The following is a 14,644-nucleotide window of genomic DNA, read 5'->3' on the forward strand; positions in this document are numbered from 1 at the left end:
CAACATGCATCATCATCTCAACACCCTCTATCAGGGTCAGTCTCTGAGCCGTGAAAGTACCCGCGACGCCTTCGGCCAGGTGGTACGTGGCGAAGTGGATCCCATCGTGCTCGCCAGTCTCTTGACCGCCCTCAAGATCAAGGGGGAGACCCCGGAGGAGATCGCCGGCGCCGCCGAGGCCCTCTTGGCAGAAGCGCGCGACTTCCCACGTCCGGATTATGAGTTTTGCGATATCGTCGGCACCGGTGGCGATGGCCTCAACACCATCAACGTCTCCACCACCTCGGCGCTGGTCGCCGCCGCCTGCGGCCTGAAAGTGGCCAAGCACGGCAACCGCTCGGTCTCGAGCAAGTCGGGTTCAAGCGATCTGCTGGACAAGATGGGCATCAAGCTCGACATGAGCCCGGCGCAGGCGCGCCGCTGCCTGGATGAGCTCGGCATCTGCTTCCTGTTCGCCCCCCAGTACCACGCCGGCGTGCGCCACGCCATGCCGGTGCGCCAGGCCCTCAAGACCCGCACCCTGTTCAACGTGCTGGGGCCACTCATCAACCCCGCTCGCCCCACCTATCAGCTGATGGGGGTCTATGCCCCCGAGCTGGTGCGCCCCATCGCCGAAACCCTGCTGGCACTGGGGCTGAAAACCGGTATGGTGGTGCACGGCGCCGGGCTGGATGAAATTGCCATCCACGGCCCGACCCAGGTGGCCCAGATCCGTGACGGCGAGATCCGCGAATTTCTGCTCACCCCGGCTGACTTTGGTCTCGAGACCTATCCGGTCAGCGCCATTCAGGGCGGAGAGCCTGAAGAGAACCGCGCCATCACCGCCGCCATTCTGGAAGGGCGTGGCACCCCGGCCCACAACGCAGCCATCGCCGCCAACGTGGCACCGCTGCTGCTGATGGCGGGCAAGGCGAAGGATCTCAAGAGCGCGGCGGCCGAGGTGCTGGCGGTGCTGGCAAGCGGCAAGACGGCAGAGCTCGCCGCTCGTCTGGCCACTTTAAGCCATCAGGAAGCGGGCCATCAGGAGGCATGATGTCAGCCACCATGTCGCATAACAGTCATTCAGAACGCCCGCAGGGCAAGAGCCAGTTTCGCAAGGATAACGAGATGTCAGACCTTATTGCCCCCCATGCTTTTCTGAACATGGCCTCCATCAGCCAGACCATTCTCGGCAAAATCGTGGCGGCCAAACAGGAGTGGGTTGCCGCCCGCAAGCTGGCCCAGCCGCTGGAGAGCTTCGAGAGCGCTCTGACCCCAAGCGATCGGGATTTCGTCGGGGCGCTCAAGGCGGGCTCCACCCGCTTCATTCTGGAGTGCAAGAAGGCCTCCCCCTCCAAGGGCTTGATCCGCGACGATTTCAGCCCGGAGGCCATCGCCGACATCTATGGCAAATACGCCACTGCCATCTCGGTGCTGACCGACGAGAAGTTCTTTCAGGGGGATTTTGCTTATCTAAGCCGGGTGCGCAGTCGCGTCAGCCAGCCGGTGCTCTGCAAGGATTTCATGATTGACCCCTATCAGGTCTATCTGGCCCGCCACTATCAGGCGGACGCCATCCTGCTGATGCTCTCGGTGCTCACCGACGAGGGCTATCGCGCCCTGTTCGCAGTGGCCAAGGAGCTGGGCCTTGGCGTGCTCACCGAGGTGAGCAACGAGGAGGAGCTGACCCGCGCCATCGCGCTGGGGGCGCCGGTGATCGGCATCAACAACCGGGATCTGCGGGACTTGAGCGTGGATCTGAACCGCACCAAACAGCTGGCGGCCATCTTGTCACAAAAAGCCCCGGCCGATCAGGTGGTGATCAGCGAGTCCGGCATCAATCACCGCGCCCAAGTGGCGGATCTGCGCCACCACGCCAAGGGCTTTCTGGTGGGCTCATCCCTCATGGCCGAGCCGGATCTGGAGGCGGCTGTGCGCAAGCTCACTCTGGGCCAGAACAAGGTGTGTGGCCTGACCCGCGCCGAAGACGCCGCCGCCGCCCATCAGGCGGGCGCGGTATTTGGCGGCCTGATCTTCGTGGCCAAAAGCCCGCGTTATGTGGACATTCCCGCCGCCCGCGCCGTGATGGCGGGCGCGCCGCTCTCTTACGTCGGGGTATTTCGCAATGCCCAGCCCGCCACCATCGTCAAGACGGTGGAGGCGCTGGGACTCGCTGCGGTGCAGCTCCATGGCGATGAGGATGCAGCCTATATCGAGACGCTGCGCCCACTGCTGCCAGCAGGCTGCCAGATCTGGAAGGCAGTTGGAGTCACAAGTGGCGAACCGCTGCCCGCCCTCGACTATCCGGCCGATCGCCTGCTGCTGGATACGAAAGTCGGCAGCCAGAGCGGCGGCACTGGTCAGGCGTTCGACTGGACTCTGCTGGCCAATCTCGATAAAGCCAAGCTGATGCTGGCGGGCGGCCTTAATCCCGACAACGCCCTGCAAGCCGCGCAAGTGGGCTGCCTCGGCCTTGATTTCAACTCCGGGGTAGAGAGTGCCCCGGGCCAGAAGGATGCACACAAGCTGGCGGCGGCGTTTGCCGCCCTGCGCAACCTGTAAGCGCGCCCTGTGAGGCCACTACTGAATCACTGTTTCGTAATTGATGTTCCGTTTTCGACTCAAGGTATAAGGAAGAAACCATGACCCTGCTCAACCCGTTTTTTGGTGAATTTGGCGGCATGTACGTGCCCCAGATCCTCATCCCCGCCCTGCTCCAGCTGGAGAAGGCCTTCGTCGACGCCAAGGATGATCCGGCCTTTATCGCCGAGTTTCAGACCCTGCTGACCGAGTATGCCGGTCGCCCGACCCCGCTCACCCTGACTCGCAACCTGACCAAGGGCACCAAGACCCGCCTCTATCTGAAGCGTGAAGACCTGCTGCACGGCGGCGCCCACAAGACCAACCAGGTGCTGGGTCAGGCGCTGCTGGCCAAGCGGATGGGCAAGAAAGAGATCATCGCCGAGACCGGCGCCGGTCAGCATGGCGTGGCCACCGCGCTGGCCTGCGCCCTGCTCGGCCTCAAGTGCCGGGTCTATATGGGCGCCAAGGATTGCGAGCGCCAGAAGCCCAACGTCTTTCGCATGAAGCTGATGGGCGCCACGGTGATCCCGGTGCACTCAGGCTCCAGCACCCTGAAAGATGCCTGCAACGAGGCGCTGCGTGATTGGGCCGCCAACTACGAGTCGGCCCACTACCTGCTGGGCACCGCCGCCGGCCCACACCCCTTCCCCACTATCGTGCGGGAGTTCCAGAAGATGATCGGCGAAGAGGCCAAGGCCCAGTGCTTCGAGAAGGAAGAGCGCTTGCCCGATGCGGTGATCGCCTGCGTCGGCGGCGGCTCGAACGCCATCGGTATGTTTGCCGACTTTATCGATGAACCGTCGGTGCGTCTCATCGGTGTCGAGCCGGGTGGTCACGGCATCGAGAGCGGCGAGCACGGTGCGCCGCTCGGTCACGGCAGCAAGGGGGTCTTCTTTGGTATGCACTCCTACCTGATGCAGGACAATCAGGGCCAGATCCAGGAGTCCTACTCTGTTTCGGCAGGACTGGATTTCCCCTCCGTCGGCCCGCAGCACGCCCACCTGGCCGCCATCGGCCGCGCCGAGTACCCCTCGGTGACCGACAAGGAGGCGCTTGACGCCTTCCAGGAGCTGGCCAAATCCGAAGGCATCATACCGGCGCTGGAGTCCTCCCACGCACTGGCCCACGCCCTCAAGATGGCCCGCAGTGAACCGGAAAAAGAGCAGGTGCTTATCGTCAACCTCTCCGGCCGTGGCGACAAAGATATCTTCACCGTTGCCGACATCTTTGAAAAAGAAGGAACCTTGTCATGAACCGTTACGCACAACTCTTCTCCCGTCTGGACGAAGCCAATCAGGGCGCCTTTGTGCCGTTCGTGATGCTGGGTGACCCCACCCCCGAACTCTCCTTGGCCATCGTCGATGCGCTGGTGGAAGGGGGCGCCGATGCCCTCGAGCTCGGCATTCCCTTCTCCGATCCGGTAGCGGACGGCCCCACCATTCAGGGCGCAGCCCTGCGTGCCTTTGCCAGCCACACCACCCCGGACGACTGCTTCGAACTGCTCGGCCGCATCCGCGCCAAGTACCCGCAGCTGCCCATTGGCCTCTTGGTCTACGCCAACCTGGTCTATGTGCGCCACATCGACGGTTTTTATGAGAAGTGCCAGCAGGCGGGCGTGGATTCGGTGCTGGTCGCCGACGTGCCGGTGCAGATGTGCGCCCCCTACAAGGCGGCCGCCGACAAGTTCGGCATCGACAGCATCTTTATCGCCCCGCCCAATGGCGATGCCGAGACCCTGCAGCAGGTGGCGGAGCTTGGCAGTGGTTACACCTATCTGGTGAGCCGCGCCGGTGTGACCGGTGCCGAGACCAAGGCCGGCATGCCGGTGGATGGGCTGATCAATACCCTGCGCGAGTTCAACGCCCCCCCCGCCCTGCTTGGCTTTGGCATCAGCGAGCCGGCTCAGGTGCGTGAAGCGATTGCCGCTGGCGCCGCCGGTGCCATCTCCGGCTCCGCCGTGGTGAAGATCATCGAGACCCACCACCAGAACCCGGAGCATATGCTCACTCGTCTGAAAGAGTTTGTGGAAGGGATGAAGGCCGCGACCAATCGATAAGAGGCGGCATGGGTCAAATGCCATTGACCGTGAGCGCGGAAAGGGAGCCTGTGATAGGCTCCCTTTCTATTTCCTGCTTGTTGCAGCTCCCAGCGTCTTTGTCCCCTCTCCCCTTGGGAGAGGGTCAGGCTGAGGGAACCCATAATCCCCCATCGTTATCGAATCGTAGGTTCGAATAGCGCAGCGTATTCGGACGTTCGCGATCCGGGCGGAGTTAATCCGAACGCCCGAGCCTACAGTTGACCCCTTGATGCGGCTTCGCCGCATGGAATGCGAGGGCACCGCCCTCGACGGGGTTTCGCCCGCCCTTCGGGCCTGGGCGAGTGACTTTGGAAAGACCCAAAGTCACCAAAGGTCTTCTCCCCCGCTTATTCGCCCGACTGACGTCGGCTACCTTCGGCTCACCCTCTTGTCCAACGGCACGCGCCGATGGGCCGTCCATGGCCCAGCGCCGCTCGCTCGGCATCCTGCCTCGCGGCCTAGACAAGAGGGCTCGCCTCAGCAAATAAGAGGGGGATCAACACCGTGCCAGCCCACAGCCCCGTCTAACAGCAGATATGCTCCCTCTCCCCTTGGGAGAGGGCTGGGGTGAGGGCATCTTCGCATTCACTAGCAAAGCGAGTGATCACCCAGCACTGAGTGCAATGACTAATTTGTTGATCCAGCACAGATTCCCGCGAACCCTCTCTTCTCAACCCGCCAGATTCCCCCTTAAGATAGCCAAACGACAATCAACCTCTCGGGAACACCATGGCAGCGATTGTTGATATCTCGCGGGTTAAAAGCAGCAGACTGGAGGCTGTAACTCAGGGGCGGTAGCTTTGCCTGACAATAATAAAATAAACAGCATGACAGAGGTTAAGTCAGTACTTATAAAGTAGCGATGTTCCAAATTCTTCCTATTACTCCTGCCACTCAATAATAAGTTCTTTAATCTATCCGACAGAAAATAAAACAACCGAAGCCATGGCACATTGAAACACTAAATCATAGCTTTATTATGGTCATCCAAAGACCACCAAAGCATATAGCATTAAAATATGTTCCACATAGAAGCTTTCTACGTCAATCTTCATGTATAAAAACTCTACTTTCTCTCGTGACAAATAGGGCATTAAATTTTGAAATCAGGTTCTATAACTATTCAAACCTCTAAATGGAAACCATCCGAAAATGCAGTAGATGTTTCAGAAAATGATATATCAAGATCTGAATTCATACTACGTATTATACAAGCCCCTTCTTCCTTTATCACCCTGAAGAATACTAATACCATCCCAAAAGTGATCATTCAATTTTGGGATGGCAATGATATTCCAAAAGATGTTCAAGAATGTATTAAATCATGGCAAAGCCTTAAAGATAATGGTATTAAACATCAAATATTCGATAGTAATACAGCTAGGAAATTCATTGAGAATAATCTTTATGAAGAAAATGTTAAGGCATTCGATCGCTGCTACCATCCGGCGATGAAAAGTGATTATTTTCGCCTCTGCTATATCTACTGTAATGGTGGATTTTATGTTGATGTGGACGATGTATATTCCGGACTAGATATTAGCACTCTGTTCTCTGATCATAGGATGAAACTACAACCCCTGTGTTATGATATTGATACGAATGCTATGGTTTCTCCTGATGAGTTCATTGTAAGTGGCAAAGCCACAGACAATAGGATATTTTATTTTAATAACAATCCTATTGTTGCGCCACCGAATCACCCTATTATTGAATATGCGCTCATGAGATCTACATGTCTTCTTTTAGAATCAGATGAAGACCACCTACCTGAAATACAATCAACCACAGGACCAGGAAATATATCTGCTAGTGTTGTCGCTTACTTAGCAGATTATAAAGATGACGTCATGGTACAGCACCTGGATATCATGTCTAAATGGGGCGAGGTTGCTAAAACAATATGGGAACTTAGTTATCGCCATGACAGTAGGAATTGGCGTTTATCGAATGGAAAGAGCTATCAATAAGCACAATCAGATCAAAATGGGCTAAATACGAATGAACAATATAACCATACCAAAACCGGTTTTTAGATTTATATACCGCATTGCATTACATGCCAAAAAACTCCTTCCAAAGAAGAAATGTATTGCATTTTCGCAGACCAGTAGCGGACCAAAACGTGATAGCATTGAAAATATTTATGTTATAAATCTCGACCGTCAGCCCCAGCGATGGGAAAAGGTTTTAAGTGAATTAACACAAATCTTAGATTTTAAAGGAAGGCCTCTATCAGAGTATGTAACACGCATTTCTGCTGTAGATGCTTTAGAATTTGAAAATGTAGTGAAATCGGAAAATGTTGACAAAACTTATACATTAGGTGAGCAACTTTATGTCGACCCAAGAAGAGTGTTACCCAGCAAGCTGAACCTGGACGAAAAAATCCAAATGAGCAGACAAGAAATAGCTGTAGCACTTTCACATATAGATATATGGAAGAAAATAGCCACAGGCAAAGATCAATATGCTTTAGTTCTAGAAGACGATATCTATCTTAGTTATAAATTTTCAGATTATGTTGGAAAAGTTTGGCATGAACTGCTCAAACTACGAGGTAAATCTGTGCTATTTGACATTCTTTATCTTTCATATAGAGAAGTTGAACTAGGAGCAGAAAAAACACTTGTTACTGAAAATACATTTCAGCTTTTCAGAGGTATATGGTTTTTATCTGGATATGTACTTTCGAAAAGAGGAGCGCAGAGACTGTTAAGCCAACTGCCCGTTCGTGGCCCCGTAGACCTCTGGATAAATCATAAATTTAGTAATATGGATGCATTACTTGCTTCTAGATCTGTAATTCAACAACGTGTAGATGAAAAATCTCAAAATTCATATTCAATATTGCCCATACTTTCAAAAATAGGAATTCTTAACTCAGACTCACCTGGGGAGTACAAGACTACCCATCTAGTTAAACCAATTTTCGTTGTAGGGAAAGATAATGAGCAACTTACTTCGTTAGCTATGGCACTTTCAATGCTTGGATATCGTTGCTACAGCGACATTGATAAATTGCCAGATGAAGAGCATGAGTTACTTACTAAAGAGAATGGAACGTCTAACTTTGATGCATTTATCAACATTGGTTGTATCGATAAAAACATATATAAATTGGCTAAATTGCATCCTAAAGGAAATTTGATTGTTATAGGGGAATATTTATCAAAGGGTGAGATTATTTCTCTCACGGAATTTTGGCATGGCCGTAATTTAGTTTTAAATTCATATTCTGCTTATGCATGGAAAACTCTATGCGAATTTATAGGAGTTGTCCCTCCAGCGAGCCCCTATCCCAAACTTAGAGGATTAGGCCAACGTAAATTAGAGAAGACAAACATTTCACAAATAGAGAAATCAAAAAAATTAAGTCATGTGTGGCTAAAAACTGATTCAGCTCCTTGGATTCTCCCAGCTAAAAGAAACCTACATAATATTTACTCCATATCGAAAAGTATGGACAATTCGATACATGAATGTGTTCTGTCTGATAGTTTCAACCATTTTAACGATGACTTTTGGATAAAGAGAGATGACACATTTCCTGGCAATATGGGTTTGTTTAGTTCTTCAAACTTGTCGATAAGTAGTGGGCAGCCAGCGGAATTCACTGTGATGAGTGAAGACTTAGGAGTAAGACAGTTTGGTTCAGCCGCGTTAACCTCTAGGCGTAGTTTTTTGTTTGGCCGCTTTGAAGCTGTTCTTAAACCTCCCAAAATAGATGGAATTATAACCGGTATGTTTCTACATAGGAATTCACCACGTCAAGAGATTGACATTGAATTCTTAGGTAAAGACCCTAGAAAAATACTAATTAACGTTTACTACAACCCAGGCAGTGAGGGGGCCCGCTTTGACTATGGTTACAGAGGTACACCTGTATTGATAGACCTATGGTTTGATGCAACTGTCGATTTCCATTCATATGCTATTGAATGGGATGAAAATGAAATAAGGTGGTATGTGGACGGAATTAACATTCACAAAAGATCTAGCTGGGAACCAACCCCGATACCTCACTTACCAATGATGTTCCACCTAAACTGCTGGCCATCCGCATCACGTGAGCTGGCAGGAAAAGTAGATGAGAAGCTACTTCCGGCAAAAGCACTAGTTAAATCCGTTTTCATTTCAACGCCAAAATATAATCATATGGAAATCATAGGGAATGGGAGTGCCATCAAGAGGGAAGATTTATTTGAATATGAAGGAGTATAATTCCTTAAAAATCAGGCCCCCCATTTTTCTGAGCAAGACGAAGTACCGCCAGTACACAAAACGATGGCAAATCTGGGACCCCCACCTTTCGGAGCAAGGCGTAGCATAGCCAACATTCAAAATGATGGATGTCCCAGCTCTGCTGCATCTCAGCCCCAAAAGTTAGCGTTAGGATATTTGAGAAGTTGTGTGATAAATATCAACCGAAAAACAAAACGATTGGCCATTCTCTGCACCTTCCTGTTTCTGATCAGACTCGGATTTCGCGCCTTTGGCTATGACCTGTTTTATCACAATCCAAATAACCCCTCTGGCATATCGGATTTGATTGAAGTGGCATTGGCCATCATTTATCTGGCGAGTCTGGGTCTCTGCATACTGCATGCCCTATGGATATTACTCCAGCACTGGGATCAAGGTGCCTTGGGAGCCTCAGCCCTACTCGCCCTCTGTGCCGCCCAGTGGCACAGCTATGACTATCTTCATCACTTGGCCGCCAGTCTCAGCATCCCCTAGGCGTCCTTCTCCACACCCGCCATCCCATCAACACCAGCATCAATACAGCCCCCGGCAGCCAGACCCAGTAGAGCTCGGAGAGGATCACCGCCTCACCTCGGGCGGTGAGATACGCCTCCAGCTTGAAGGGGGCGACCCGGATCACCTGCCAGGGGGCGAAGAAGCGCTCGTCACGCCACGGCCAGAGCCAGCCAACCCCCTTGCCGCCGGTGGTAAGCGAATCGAGCAGACTGTGGGAGAGCAGCGAGATCAGCAAAAATGACCAGACGGTAGCGGCGCTGGCCCTTAACTGGCGATGAAACAGCATGGCCAACGTGGGCAGGGCAAAGGCAAACAACAGGGAGTGGGTAAAGCCGCGGTGGCCAAAGACATGGCCGTAGGCGACCCCCAGTTTAAGGGCGAGCACGTCGGCATCGGGCAGCATGGCGATGGCAACCCCCGCCAGCAGAAGGCGCGGCGGAATGATCCGGCTGCCAAACCCCAGTCCAAGGCAGAGAGGGACGGCGGCGTGAGTGACGATGGTGGGCATAGGGTAAAGCTCCAACTGAAAACGTGAGCCTACCTTATCCCCGCTCGGTGAAGTGAAGGTGAAGTTGCGTGCCACCAGCCTTGAGCCCATGACGGGCATTGCCTACAATGACCCACTTTTTATCACACTCAGGTAAATAAAATGAGCGACAACAAACCGGCCCTGCCCGACCGCCTGGCGGCCAACCCGCGCAGCCCGCACCATGTGGCGGAGTGCTTCCAGCACGAGATCGGCATTCGCGTGAACGGCAAGGAGCGCACCAATGTCGAGGAGTACTGCATCAGCGAAGGTTGGGTGAAGATCCCCTCCCCCAAGGCCAAGGATCGCTATGGCAACCCCATGCTGATCACCGTCAAGGGCACCGTCGAGGCTTTCTACGCCTAAGCCGCCCTGACCGCGTGCCCCGTCGGGCCCGCCGCCATGCTGTTTAGAACACCGGCCTTGTGCCGGTGTTTTGCTTTGGGCCTTTCATCTTGACGCCTGTGGCGGGCAAGGGGTGTCGCAGCGGGCGCCGCCTCCTCTTGCATCGGGGCTGCGTCTCGGCAATCCTTGCCGCCCCTTGAACTGGCAAGATCTCATCCATGAACAAGCTGTTTGTCCTGCTGGCGCTGTTGACCCTGAGCACAGCGGTCCGCGCCGATATTCTTATCAATCCCCAGATCGTAGTGAACGGTCAGAGCCAGGGTGGCGGGCGTATCCACATCTGTACCCTGACCCCCTTCAACAGCGTCTATGCCGATGCGGGACGCAGCGAGTGGCTGGCACGCCAGAAGGTGAGCCGCCGCTGCCAGCAGGGCCAAGGCAACAACAGCCTGTTCTGCGAGGCGGCCAAGGCGAGCTGCCTGACAACCCGATTGGACGAAGGGGACGACGCCGGCACCCTGCTGGTGTTCGACGGTGCCCACCAGAGCGGTGAGTCCCTGCGCATCGACCGGGATATTGCGGATCTCGGCCGCTACGGCTTTGCCAACCGCATCTCCTCCTTCACCGTGCCGGCTGGCTGGGTGGTGCGCTTTTTCGAGGAGACCGACTTTCGCGGTGGCTACTACACCCGCAAGGGTGGCGGGCAGGAGGCGACCGACTTCAACAACCGCATCCGTTCGGTGCGGATCCTGAGCCGCTAGCGCCCTGCCCCATCACCTCTTCGCCATAAAAAAACCTCTGCCTGGGCAGAGGTTTTTGCTTTTCGAGGCTTACTGCCAGTTGGGGTCAGCCTCAACCTGCTTCATCAGGGCGGCCTGCATCCCCTTGTCCGGCTGGCCGAGCCAGGTGTAGCGGGCAAACTTGGTCGGGGTTTCGCGGGCGGCATCGCTATCTGGCAGATCGATCAGCACGCCCCACACCCGCTTGGCCTTGGCATCCACCAGCAGCTGCATGTAGTGGCTGGCACAATCGTGGGGCTTGCAGACCGAACCGCTCTGATACGGGGTGCCGACTACGGCTTCGAGCGGGGAGCTGGTGCCGTTGCCGCTGCGCACCCACTTGGGCAGGTTCTTGATGCCCTGGGTCGCCTTGGCCCAGGGGGCCTTGAAGTCCGCTGACAGCAGCAGATCCGAGGTATAGGTGGCGGCGGCAAACGCCGGCGCGGCGCCGGCCAGCAGCAGGGAGAGCGCCAATGCGCGAGAGAAACGGGTCATGGTGTGATTCCTTGTTATATGAATGCCTGAACGGGCGCAGGCTGGCCGCGCGCCATCACGCTACCGCCTGCGCCCGCCCCTGTCGAGCCCAAGCCGTGCCGAGGCGTCAGTGGCTGGCGCCAGATGGACGACACCCCGCCGCGCCAGTGGCGAGACGGGGTATGCATGGGGACAAGGGTCGCTTAGCCGAGGGAGGCGAACAGCCCCGCCAGGGTGGCGCTCATCAGGTTGGCCAGGGTCGCCGCCAGCACCGCCTTGAAGCCGAGGCTCGCCACGTCGTGGCGGCGCTCCGGCGCCATGGTACCGATGGAGCCAAGCTGCACCGCAATGGAGCCCAGGTTGGCAAAACCGCAGAGGGCGAAGGTGATGATGATCTGGGTGTGGACACTGAGATCCTGCTTGATGTTGGCAAAGTCCAGGTAGGCAACGAACTCGTTCATGATCACCTTCTGGCCAATCAAGGATCCTGCCGCCATCATCTCGCTGGCCGGCACGCCGATGAGCCAGGCCACTGGGGCAAACAGGTAACCCAGCAGCTGCTGCAGGGAGAGATCGGCCCAGCCGAACCACTCGCCCACCGTGGTGAGACCGGCATTGATCATGGTGATGACGCTGACAAACGCCAGCAGTATGGTGCCGATGGCCACCGCGATCTTCATGCCGCTCATGGCGCCGCCCGCCAGGGCGTCGATGGCGTTGCTGTAGTCACTCTTGTCGAGGGTGATCTCGGCCTGCTCGCGTACCTGCTGCTGCTCCGGCACCAGGAGTTTCGCCATCAAGAGGCCCCCCGGCGCCGCCATGAAGGAAGCGGCGATCAGGTATTTCAGATCCACACCAAGCCCGGCGTAGCCACCGAGCACAGATCCAGCCACCGAGGCCATGCCGCAGGTCATCACCGCAAACAGCTCGGAGCGGGTCATGCCGGCCAGGAAGGGGCGAATAAGCAGCGGGGATTCCCCTTGCGAGAGGAAGATGTTGCCGGTGGCCACCAGGGATTCGGCGCGGCTGGTACCGAGCAGGCGGTGAATGCCGCCCCCCAGCACCCGGATCACCCACTGCATGATGCCGAAGTGATAGAGCACGGCGATCAGCGCGCTGATGAAGATCACCAGCGGCAGCACCCGCACGGCGAAGATGAAGCCGTTGCTGGCCAGATCGCCAAACACGAAGCGGATGCCGCTGTCGGCAAAGCCGAGCAAGGCGGAGACGCCGTTGCTCATGGCGCCGAGCATGATTTGACCGGGGGGGAAGTAGAGCACCAGGGCGGCAAAGCCGGTTTGCAGGGCGAGGGCCCCGAGCACGGTCCGCCAGCGGATGGCACGGCGGTTTTCACTGGCCAGCCAGGCGATAAACATCAGGGCCAGCATACCGACCAGACTCAATAACAGCGTCATCTTGCACCTATGAAGAGAGAAGTTTCATACGGCAAGTCTGCAGACAGGCATCGCAGGGAGCGGGCGGGAGAGGTGCCGACCCCGCGACACGCAGACCACAAACCTACAGGTTAGTGGCGGGTCCCATCCTGGGGTCATTCACGTTCCGGGTGACGGCGAGTATCGGGTGACGCCAGCGCCGTCGCAGGGGGAGCTGCGGCCGGGTGGCAGGTCGGGCGGCGATGGTACAGTGATCGCCGTCACAGAAAAAGCGGTAAAACGATTGGCCACGCCAACTTTTTCACGGCAGCGGTGAGCTTTACCCAAAACGCGGCAGGATTGCGCCGCAACTGAGCAAACCCACAGGGAAACCAGGTTTCGCTCCCCCCGAATAGGGCAGGCGCCCCCCCCTTCCCCGGATAACCGAAGCGGTTCACGTTTTTTCACGCCACGACGCGGTACACTGGCCAATCACCAAGTTTATGTTTTTATTGAAAAAGCCCCATGGTCCTGGAATGGCCTGGTGCCATCAACCTTCGGTGGAACGCCATCATGATGAAAAGAACCGCGATTGCCCTGACGCTGGCCAGCCTGTTGGCGCTGCCAGTGTGTGTCTCCAGCAATGCCTGGGCTGCCCCGGTACGCTCCCTGCAAAAGGAGCAGAATTACGACCAGTACATCAGCAAGCGCCAGGTGGTGGATCAGCTGCTGGCAGACGCCTGGCAGATCTTCAAATCCCCCGCCCGCATCTCCACCGCCGGCTTCACCGCCAAGATGCCGAGCAACATGGAGCAGGTGACCGAGCTGCTGCTGCAGGCCTACCAGCTCGAGCCCTATCGCACCGATCTGCTCATCTCGGCGGCCAACGCCCAGATCTACAACGGCAACGTGGACAGGGCCATCGGCCTGTTCGAGCAGGCCCTCAGTACCGCGCCCGATGACATCGACCTGCTGAGCTACCTCGCCACCTGGCAGACCTTCAAGCACAACGAGGCCGCCGCCAAGGGCTATCAGAGCAAGCTGGCGACCCTCAATCCTGGCCGGGCCGCCGATCTGCAGCGCATCTTCGACACGGTCGACCGCGTCATCGCCACCCCGCTCAAGGAGCAGGGGGAGCGCTCACCCAAACCTGGCAACCGGGCCATCGTCACCCTGGGTTATGCCCTCAATCCCGACGGCTCCATGCACGACATCCTGCTGGGCCGGCTGGAAACCACCCGGGCGCTGGCCAAGGCCAATCCGGCGGCCCTCATCATCCTGACCGGCGGCGTGCCCCAAAACCGTCAGACCGAGGGCAAGCTGATGGCCGACTGGCTGGTGAAAAAGGGGATCGACCGCTCGCGCATCATCGAGGAGAACTACGCCACCAGCACGGTGGAGAACGCCCTCTACAGCGGCTATGCCCTCGCCCGCCACCAGATCGAGTACGCCACCCTGGTGAGCTCCGCCAGCCATGTACGCCGGGGCCAGACCCTGCTGGAGATCGCCTGCTGGCAGAGCGGGCCGGCCGGGATCCGGATAGACAGCGTCAGCTATCCCGACAAGCCGCTCTCCGAGCTTGCCAAGGTGAGCGACAGCGAGCTGCTCGGCATCTACCGCGACGCCCTGCGCACCTATGGGCTCTGGAGCTACCGCTCTGCTCCCCTGCTGGAGCGCTGATCCCGGGTGGGCCGCTCTCGCCCGGCTCGTTGCCTCTGCGATCTTTTTGCATCACAAGGCGTTATTA

13 protein-coding genes are annotated in these 14,644 nt (G+C 56.5%); 10 read left to right on the plus strand and 3 right to left on the minus strand.

Annotation, left to right across the window (positions count from 1 at the left end):
- The first annotated feature begins 4 nt into the window (after positions 1–4).
- From trpD to ACPW75_RS12535, 7 genes are all read left to right on the plus strand, one after another.
- Positions 5–1,033 carry an anthranilate phosphoribosyltransferase gene (gene trpD, locus ACPW75_RS12505; RefSeq protein ID WP_010633416.1) on the plus strand — a complete coding sequence of 343 codons (1,029 nt, stop codon included), beginning with the start codon at positions 5–7 and terminating at the stop codon, positions 1,031–1,033.
- Positions 1,033–2,541 (plus strand): bifunctional indole-3-glycerol-phosphate synthase TrpC/phosphoribosylanthranilate isomerase TrpF, encoded by a 1,509-nt coding sequence (trpCF, locus tag ACPW75_RS12510; RefSeq protein WP_162498628.1) that lies wholly within the window; start codon positions 1,033–1,035, stop codon positions 2,539–2,541. The genes trpD and trpCF overlap by 1 nt, the downstream gene beginning before the upstream one ends.
- 80 nt (positions 2,542–2,621) lie before the next feature.
- Positions 2,622–3,815, plus strand: coding sequence for a tryptophan synthase subunit beta (trpB, locus tag ACPW75_RS12515; RefSeq protein ID WP_017780792.1), 1,194 nt, complete (start codon positions 2,622–2,624; stop codon positions 3,813–3,815).
- The gene (trpA, locus tag ACPW75_RS12520; RefSeq protein WP_113994580.1) at positions 3,812–4,618 is read left to right on the plus strand and encodes a tryptophan synthase subunit alpha; all 807 of its coding nucleotides are present in this window, start codon (positions 3,812–3,814) and stop codon (positions 4,616–4,618) included. The genes trpB and trpA overlap by 4 nt, the downstream gene beginning before the upstream one ends.
- Before the next feature lie 1,121 nt (positions 4,619–5,739).
- Positions 5,740–6,609, plus strand: a complete 870-nt coding sequence (locus ACPW75_RS12525) for a glycosyltransferase family 32 protein (protein ID WP_197984397.1) — start codon at positions 5,740–5,742, stop codon at positions 6,607–6,609.
- Positions 6,610–6,640: 31 nt separating this feature from the next.
- Positions 6,641–8,863, plus strand: a complete 2,223-nt coding sequence (locus tag ACPW75_RS12530) for a family 16 glycosylhydrolase (protein ID WP_113994579.1) — start codon at positions 6,641–6,643, stop codon at positions 8,861–8,863.
- A 189-nt stretch (positions 8,864–9,052) separates the two neighbouring features.
- A complete protein-coding gene (locus tag ACPW75_RS12535) occupies positions 9,053–9,379 on the plus strand; it encodes a hypothetical protein (RefSeq protein ID WP_113994578.1) in 327 nt (108 codons plus the stop codon).
- Here the strand turns inward: ACPW75_RS12535 and ACPW75_RS12540 are convergent.
- Positions 9,366–9,908 (minus strand): metal-dependent hydrolase, encoded by a 543-nt coding sequence (locus ACPW75_RS12540; RefSeq protein WP_113994585.1) that lies wholly within the window; start codon positions 9,906–9,908, stop codon positions 9,366–9,368. The genes ACPW75_RS12535 and ACPW75_RS12540 overlap by 14 nt on opposite strands.
- A 141-nt stretch (positions 9,909–10,049) precedes the next feature.
- Between ACPW75_RS12540 and ACPW75_RS12545 the strand changes: the two genes are divergently transcribed.
- Positions 10,050–10,292 (plus strand): DUF3297 family protein, encoded by a 243-nt coding sequence (locus ACPW75_RS12545; protein WP_005302916.1) that lies wholly within the window; start codon positions 10,050–10,052, stop codon positions 10,290–10,292.
- A 197-nt stretch (positions 10,293–10,489) separates the two neighbouring features.
- Positions 10,490–11,032: a beta/gamma crystallin-related protein gene (locus ACPW75_RS12550; protein WP_113994577.1), complete on the plus strand. Its 543-nt coding sequence runs from the start codon at positions 10,490–10,492 to the stop codon at positions 11,030–11,032.
- 69 nt (positions 11,033–11,101) lie between these two features.
- On the opposite strand, the gene ACPW75_RS12555 is transcribed toward ACPW75_RS12550, so the two are convergent.
- On the minus strand, positions 11,102–11,545 hold the full coding sequence (locus ACPW75_RS12555; protein WP_113994576.1) for an inhibitor of vertebrate lysozyme family protein: 444 nt from the start codon (positions 11,543–11,545) through the stop codon (positions 11,102–11,104).
- 182 nt (positions 11,546–11,727) lie between these two features.
- On the minus strand, positions 11,728–12,939 hold the full coding sequence (locus ACPW75_RS12560; protein ID WP_113994575.1) for a NupC/NupG family nucleoside CNT transporter: 1,212 nt from the start codon (positions 12,937–12,939) through the stop codon (positions 11,728–11,730).
- 483 nt (positions 12,940–13,422) lie between these two features.
- Here ACPW75_RS12560 and ACPW75_RS12565 point away from each other — a divergent pair, with 483 nt between their 5' ends.
- Complete coding sequence (locus tag ACPW75_RS12565) at positions 13,423–14,577, plus strand: ElyC/SanA/YdcF family protein (RefSeq protein WP_190284015.1); 1,155 nt, start codon at positions 13,423–13,425, stop codon at positions 14,575–14,577.
- The last annotated feature ends 67 nt before the right edge of the window (positions 14,578–14,644 follow it).

This window comes from Aeromonas sp. FL131, assembly GCF_049860615.1.
Lineage (GTDB): Bacteria > Pseudomonadota > Gammaproteobacteria > Enterobacterales > Aeromonadaceae > Aeromonas > Aeromonas hydrophila.

What these genes read in the sequence shown, in the direction of transcription:
- trpD (WP_010633416.1), top strand. Translation starts at nt 5, where the DNA reads ATGCATCATCATCTCAACACCCTCTATCAGGGTCAGTCTCTGAGCCGT.
- trpCF (WP_162498628.1), top strand. Translation starts at nt 1,033, where the DNA reads ATGTCAGCCACCATGTCGCATAACAGTCATTCAGAACGCCCGCAGGGC.
- trpB (WP_017780792.1), top strand. Translation starts at nt 2,622, where the DNA reads ATGACCCTGCTCAACCCGTTTTTTGGTGAATTTGGCGGCATGTACGTG.
- trpA (WP_113994580.1), top strand. Translation starts at nt 3,812, where the DNA reads ATGAACCGTTACGCACAACTCTTCTCCCGTCTGGACGAAGCCAATCAG.
- ACPW75_RS12530 (WP_113994579.1), top strand. Translation starts at nt 6,641, where the DNA reads ATGAACAATATAACCATACCAAAACCGGTTTTTAGATTTATATACCGC.
- ACPW75_RS12540 (WP_113994585.1), bottom strand. Translation starts at nt 9,908, where the DNA reads ATGCCCACCATCGTCACTCACGCCGCCGTCCCTCTCTGCCTTGGACTG.
- ACPW75_RS12545 (WP_005302916.1), top strand. Translation starts at nt 10,050, where the DNA reads ATGAGCGACAACAAACCGGCCCTGCCCGACCGCCTGGCGGCCAACCCG.
- ACPW75_RS12550 (WP_113994577.1), top strand. Translation starts at nt 10,490, where the DNA reads ATGAACAAGCTGTTTGTCCTGCTGGCGCTGTTGACCCTGAGCACAGCG.
- ACPW75_RS12555 (WP_113994576.1), bottom strand. Translation starts at nt 11,545, where the DNA reads ATGACCCGTTTCTCTCGCGCATTGGCGCTCTCCCTGCTGCTGGCCGGC.
- ACPW75_RS12560 (WP_113994575.1), bottom strand. Translation starts at nt 12,939, where the DNA reads ATGACGCTGTTATTGAGTCTGGTCGGTATGCTGGCCCTGATGTTTATC.
- ACPW75_RS12565 (WP_190284015.1), top strand. Translation starts at nt 13,423, where the DNA reads ATGGTCCTGGAATGGCCTGGTGCCATCAACCTTCGGTGGAACGCCATC.